Source organism: Pseudonocardia sp. ZF1 (assembly GCF_056835605.1).
The window spans coordinates 5,656,858-5,662,857 of the sequence record NZ_JAJNBY010000001.1 but is presented as its reverse complement, the minus strand read 5'-3'; the positions used below and the strand labels follow the sequence as shown (position 1 = coordinate 5,662,857).

The following is a 6,000-nucleotide window of genomic DNA, read 5'->3' as shown; positions in this document are numbered from 1 at the left end:
CCGCGTTTCCCCCTCCCGATCGACCGCCGCCGGCGGTCTGCTCCCCCGGAGCACTGGCGATGAGCCGTCCGGACACGAGGACTCGGCCTCGGGGGCGATGTATCCCCAGAGTTGTCCACACTTGTGCGTAAAGGTACGCAGCAGGTCCCGGCCGACGCGCATCGGGGCACCGGCCGTCGGTCGTGTGGAGGTCTCGGTCGGGGTGCGGGCGGTCGTTACTCCCGCGCCGGTCCCGGGCGGGGTCGGCGACGCTAGCAGCAGCCGTCGTGGCGGGCGTCCGGCGGGGTCGCGGCGCCCGGTGGGGGCGGTTTGACCCCCTCGAAACGCGCTGCGTACCCTTGACGACCGGACACCTGGTCGGATGGGCGTGTCGCGCCCGTCGAACGCGGCTCCCCGCATCTGTCGTTGTGGAGCGTCGTGTGGCCGGTGGCCCGCGAACCCGAGCCAGTGACCGTAGACATCTCGGCGTCGCAGGACGCCTGCGAACCGCCGACCAGGAGCCGACCGTGAGCAAGCGTACTTTCCAGCCGAACAACCGCCGCCGGGCCAAGACGCACGGCTTCCGGCTGCGCATGCGCACCCGCGCCGGCCGCGCGATCCTCGCCGCGCGCCGTCGCAAGGGGCGCGGCAACCTCTCGGCCTGACGGCCGGCGCCCCCACCGGCCCGCGCCGTGCTGCCGGCACACGCCCGGCTCACCCGCCGGCCCGAGTTCGCCTCGACGATCAGGCGCGGACGACGTGCCGGCCGGTCGAGGCTGGTGGTTCATCTCGACCTGACCCGCCCCGGCGGTGTGCCCGAGCACGCCTCGCCGAGGGCGGGTTTCGTCGTGAGCAAGGCCGTCGGCAACGCCGTGGCCCGGCACCGGGTCTCCCGGCGGCTGCGCCATCTGGTCGCGGACAGGCTGACGGCGCTGCCCGCCGGCGCGGCACTCGTCGTCCGAGCGTTGCCGCCCGCCGGTGACGCCTCGTCCGCCGAGCTGGCGGCCGACCTCGACTCCGCACTGCGCGCGGCGCAGCGGCCGCGCCGTCCGCGCCCGGCCGCGGACGGCCCGCGATGAGCACGACACACGACGCGGCCCCGACGGGCGAGGAGGCTCCGATGGACGACGGAGAGCTCCCCGGCGCACGGCCCGGTGTCGGCGCGCGGGCCGCCATGGCCGCGGTGCGCTGGTACCAGGTGTGGATCTCCCCGAACCTGATGCCGAGCTGCCGGTTCCACCCGAGCTGCAGCGCGTACTCGGTCGAGGCGTTCCGTGAGCACGGCTTCGTGCGCGGTCTCGGCCTCACCGTGTGGCGGTTGCTGAAGTGTGCCCCGTGGCACCCTGGCGGGTGGGATCCGGTGCCGCCGCGCCGGCGGCGCAGCGACGGGGTCCCGCGCAGCGGCACCGAACCCGACCCCGGGCCGGAGCAGACGTCCACCGACCCGCCCCGGACCGAAGGCCTCTCACGCGGTACGGACCGCTGACCCGCGGGCCCCGCCCGAGACCACGAGGAGCAACGCAGCAGTGCTGGACTTCATCTACTACCCCGTCAGCTGGATCATGTGGGTCTGGCACAAGGTCTTCGGCTTCGTCCTGGGCGACGACAACGGGTTCGCCTGGGCGCTGTCGGTCGTCTTCCTCGTCTTCACGCTGCGCGTCATCCTCTACAAGCCGTTCGTCGTGCAGGTCCGCTCCATGCGCAAGATGCAGGAGATGGCCCCGGAGATGCAGAAGCTCCGGAAGAAGTACGCGAACGACCGCCAGAAGCTCGCCACGGAGATGCAGAAGCTCCAGCAGCAGAACGGCGCCAACCCGCTCATGGGCTGCCTGCCGATCCTGGTGCAGATCCCGGTGTTCATCGGTCTGTTCCACGTGCTGCGCGAGTTCAAGCCGGGCAAGACCGAGAACTACGTCTTCAACGCGGCCGAGAACGCCTCGTTCGTCGACTCGAGCCTGTTCGGCGCGAAGCTGGGCTCGGCGATCTTCCCGCTGCAGAACACCGCCTCGGTCGAGGCGCTCGGCGGCAACCTGGTCTCGCAGTGGATCGTGATGATCCCGCTGATGATCGCGGCCGGCATCTTCACCCACATCACCGCGCGCCACTCGGTCGCCCGCCAGCAGGCGCAGATCGCCGCCGGCACCGTCGCGGCGAACCCGCAGGCCGAGATCATGCAGAAGCTGATGCTCTACGTGTTCCCGATCGGTGTCGTCGTCGGTGCGCCGTTCCTGCCGCTCGCGGTCCTCTTCTACTGGGTCGCCAACAACCTGTGGACCCTCGGCCAGCAGTACGTCGTCTACCGCAAGATCGACGCCGAGGAGTCGGACAAGGCCGAGAAGGCCACCGAGTCCGCCAAGGCCCGCGCCCCGCGCCCCGGCCAGAAGCCGCTCCGCGACGTCCGTCGCGGCTCCGCCGAGGACGTCCGTGAGATCGCCGACGAGCCGATCCAGCCGGCCGAGGAGGAGGCTGCCGAGGCGGCGTCCGAGGCCCGTGCCACCGGATCCGACGGTGCCTCCGCCGGCACCGGCGCGACCCCCGACGGGCAGCGCAACGGAACGGCCCGCAACGGGAACGGCAACGGTTCCGGTAACGGCCAGAAGAAGCCCGGGGCGAAGCCGGTGCAGAAGCGTCCGGGGGCGAAGGCCCGGCGCGGCAAGCGTCGCTGACCGTCCCACCGCACCACCCCGACAGACCCCGGCGCGCCCCGCCGGCCCCGGCGGACCCCACCGCCGCGCGGGCCCGGGCGCGACGGACAGCGAACCGTTGACGAGAGGAGTTGCGCGTGCCCACCACCGCCAAGGAGCCCGCCGAGGGGCCGGACGTGCAGGACAAGCCGTCCGGCGAGAGCCTGCTGATCCAGGAGGGCGACGTCGCAGGTGACTACCTGGAGCGCCTGCTGGACATCCTGGACTACGACGGCGACATCGACCTCGACGTCGAGGGCGGCCGCGCCATCGTCAGCATCGAGGGCGCCGAGCACGACGCCGACCTGCAGAAGCTCGTCGGCGACAAGGGCTCGGTGCTGGAGAGCCTGCAGGAGCTGGCCCGCCTGGCCGTCCAGCAGCAGCTGGGCAGCCGCAGCCGGCTGATGCTCGACATCGCGGGTTGGCGGCGGCACCGCCGCGACGAGCTCACCGAGCTCGGCCTGGAGACCGCCCAGGAGGTCAAGGCCAGCGGCGAGTCCGCGCGGCTGCGCCCGATGACGCCGTTCGAGCGCAAGGTCGTGCACGACGCCGTCGCCACCGTGAAGGGCGTCGTCTCCGAGAGCGAGGGCGAGGAGCCGCGTCGCCAGGTCGTGGTCCACAAGAAGTGACCACCTCCCCCATCCCGACCCCGGAGGTCGCGGAGAAGGTCTTCGGCGACCGGACCGGGCTGGCCGTCCGCTACGTCGAGCACCTCGCGACCTCCGGGATCGAGCGCGGGCTGATCGGCCCGCGCGAGCGGGACCGGCTGTGGGACCGGCACGTGCTGAACTGTGCGGTCCTCGGTGAGGTCGTGCCCGCCGACGCCCGGGTCGCCGACGTCGGCTCCGGTGCCGGGCTCCCCGGGATCCCGCTCGCCCTGGCCCGGCCGGACCTGCGGATCGTGCTGATCGAGCCGCTGGCCCGCCGGGTGGAGTGGCTGGACGAGGTGCTGGGCGACCTCGGCCTGGACATCGTCGTCGAACGGGGGCGTGCCGAGGAGAAGCCCGTTCTGCGACGATGGGAGGGGGCCGACGTCGTCACCGCCCGGGCCGTCGGACCGCTGGCCCGGCTCGCGGGCATCTGCCTGCCGCTGCTGCGGCAGGGGGGTGCGATGCTGGTGCTGAAGGGCGCCTCCGCCCCGGACGAGATCGCCCGCGACGCCGCGGCGGTCCGTGCGCTCGGAGGGGGCGAGCCCCGGATCCACGAGACCGGAGCCGGTGTGGTCGATCCGCTGACCACGGTGGTCGAGATCCCGCGGACCGGCGCGCCCCGCCGCAACCGGAGGAAGGAACGGCGATGATGGGTGCCGGAGCGCCGTTTCACGTGAAACACCGACCGGGCACGAACCGTCCAGGAAGCGAGGGTCGCGCATGAGTGCCGGATGGACCCCCATCGCGGACGAGGCCGAGCGGGCCGCACGCGTCCTGCACCCCGACCGGCACGGCATGCCCCGCCCGGCCGCGCGCCGTGTCATGGGCGTCGCGAACCAGAAGGGCGGGGTCGGGAAGACGACCAGCACGGTCAACCTCGCCGCGGGCCTGGCCCTGCACGGCATCCGGGTGCTGGTGATCGACCTCGACCCGCAGGGCAACGCGTCCACCGCACTCGGCGTCGAGCACCGCACCGGCACGCCGTCGGTGTACGAGGTGATGCTCGGCGAGATCCCCCTCGAGGAGGCCGTCGCGGTCAGCACCGCGTCGCCGAACCTGCTCTGCCTGCCCGCCACGATCGACCTGGCCGGCGCCGAGATCGAGCTCGTCAGCATGGTCGCCCGGGAGTCCCGGCTGGCCCAGGCGCTGAACGACAAGACGCTGGCCCGGCTCGACGTCGACTACGTGCTCATCGACTGCCCGCCGTCGCTGGGGCTGCTGACGGTCAACGCGCTCGTCGCGGCGTCCGAGGTGCTCATCCCGATCCAGTGCGAGTACTACGCGCTGGAGGGGCTCGGGCAGCTGCTGTCCAACATCGACCTCGTCCGGTCGCACCTGAACACCTCGCTGCACGTGTCGACCATCCTGCTGACCATGTACGACGGCCGCACCAAGCTCGCCGACCAGGTCACCTCCGAGGTCCGCCAGCACTTCGGTCCGACGGCGCTGCGCACGGTCATCCCGCGCAGCGTGAAGGTCTCCGAGGCCCCCGGCTACAGCCAGACCGTGCTCGCCTATGACCCCGGCTCCCGCGGTGCGATGAGCTACATCGACGCGGCCCGGGAGATCGCCGAGCACGGGGCGAGCGGCGCCTACCGCCCGGACGGTCGCTGAGATGGCCGAGCGCAAGGGTGGACTGGGCCGCGGTCTCGCCGCGCTCATCCCCACCGGCCCGTCGGAGTCCGGTGACCGGCCCGGGAACAACGGGCCCGGCGCACCCCTGCACCGCCCGGCTCCGGCCGTCCGGCGCGACGACCACGAGCCCGAGACCCCGGTCGTCGACGGCGGCGCGGAGTACCGCGAGATCCCGCTGCGGCGGATCGTGCCCAACCCCAAGCAGCCGCGGACCCAGTTCGACGACGACCAGCTCGCCGAGCTGGAGCACTCGATCCGCGAGTTCGGGCTGCTGCAGCCGATCGTGGTCCGCCGGGCCGGTGTCGACTACGAGCTGATCATGGGCGAGCGCCGCTGGCGCGCGGCCCAGCGCGCCGGGCTGGAGACGCTGCCCGCGATCGTCCGGCACACCGCCGACGACGTGATGCTCCGCGACGCGCTCCTGGAGAACATCCACCGCGTCCAGCTCAACCCCCTCGAGGAGGCTGCCGCCTACGAGCAGCTGCTCGCCGAGTTCGGCGTCACCCACTCCGAGCTCGCCGACCGGCTCGGCCGCAGCCGGCCCGTCGTCACCAACATGATCCGGCTGCTGAAGCTGCCGGTGTCGGTGCAGCGCCGGGTCGCCGCCGGCGTGCTGTCGGCCGGGCACGCACGCGCCCTGCTGGGTCTCGAGGACGCCGGGCAGCAGGAGGATCTCGCCACCCGCATCGTCGCGGAGGGCATGTCCGTCCGCGCGACCGAGGAGGCCGTCGTGCTGGCGCGGCACGCGGGACCTCCGCAGGAACGCCGGGTCCGCCGTCGCGGCGATCAGCGCCCGGAGTTCGTCGAGCGCGCCGACCGGCTGGCCGACATGTTCGACACCCGGGTGAAGGTCGAGATGGGTCAGCGCAAGGGCCGCATCGTCGTCGAGTTCGGATCGGTCGAGGACCTCGACCGGATCACCGGGCTGATGGGGATCAGCGAGCGCGACTGACCGGACACCACTCCCCTTCCCCGACGGCCGTCGTCCCCGGGGACGACGGCCGTCGGTCTGTCCGGGCACCGGGGTGGCGGCGTGGTGTGGGGCGCTGGGC

At 72.9% G+C, this 6,000-nt stretch carries 8 protein-coding genes; all 8 read left to right on the top strand.

All coding sequences use genetic code 11. The annotated features are described in order from the left end of the window. The first annotated feature begins 506 nt into the window (after positions 1 to 506). The 8 genes from rpmH (at position 507) to ZF1_RS27270 (ending at position 5,900) form a co-directional block, all read left to right on the top strand. The gene (gene rpmH, locus ZF1_RS27305) at positions 507 to 644 is read left to right on the top strand and encodes a 50S ribosomal protein L34 (RefSeq protein WP_020622600.1); all 138 of its coding nucleotides are present in this window, start codon (positions 507 to 509) and stop codon (positions 642 to 644) included. Between the two features lie 27 nt (positions 645 to 671). Next, positions 672 to 1,058: a ribonuclease P protein component gene (gene rnpA, locus ZF1_RS27300; protein WP_062399033.1), complete on the top strand. Its 387-nt coding sequence runs from the start codon at positions 672 to 674 to the stop codon at positions 1,056 to 1,058. 41 nt (positions 1,059 to 1,099) lie between these two features. Then, positions 1,100 to 1,465 carry a membrane protein insertion efficiency factor YidD gene (gene yidD / locus ZF1_RS27295; RefSeq protein WP_073573709.1) on the top strand — a complete coding sequence of 122 codons (366 nt, stop codon included), beginning with the start codon at positions 1,100 to 1,102 and terminating at the stop codon, positions 1,463 to 1,465. Positions 1,466 to 1,505: 40 nt separating this feature from the next. Next, a complete protein-coding gene (yidC, locus tag ZF1_RS27290) occupies positions 1,506 to 2,645 on the top strand; it encodes a membrane protein insertase YidC (RefSeq protein WP_482638656.1) in 1,140 nt (379 codons plus the stop codon). Between the two features lie 155 nt (positions 2,646 to 2,800). After that, positions 2,801 to 3,292, top strand: a complete 492-nt coding sequence (locus ZF1_RS27285; protein ID WP_482638761.1) for a Jag family protein — start codon at positions 2,801 to 2,803, stop codon at positions 3,290 to 3,292. Next, on the top strand, positions 3,289 to 3,963 hold the full coding sequence (gene rsmG / locus ZF1_RS27280) for a 16S rRNA (guanine(527)-N(7))-methyltransferase RsmG (protein WP_062399027.1): 675 nt from the start codon (positions 3,289 to 3,291) through the stop codon (positions 3,961 to 3,963). Before ZF1_RS27285 ends, rsmG begins: the two co-directional genes overlap by 4 nt. A 70-nt stretch (positions 3,964 to 4,033) precedes the next feature. After that, positions 4,034 to 4,927 (top strand): ParA family protein, encoded by an 894-nt coding sequence (locus ZF1_RS27275; protein WP_482638655.1) that lies wholly within the window; start codon positions 4,034 to 4,036, stop codon positions 4,925 to 4,927. Position 4,928: 1 nt separating this feature from the next. Beyond that, positions 4,929 to 5,900, top strand: coding sequence for a ParB/RepB/Spo0J family partition protein (locus tag ZF1_RS27270; protein WP_405420729.1), 972 nt, complete (start codon positions 4,929 to 4,931; stop codon positions 5,898 to 5,900). The last annotated feature ends 100 nt before the right edge of the window (positions 5,901 to 6,000 follow it).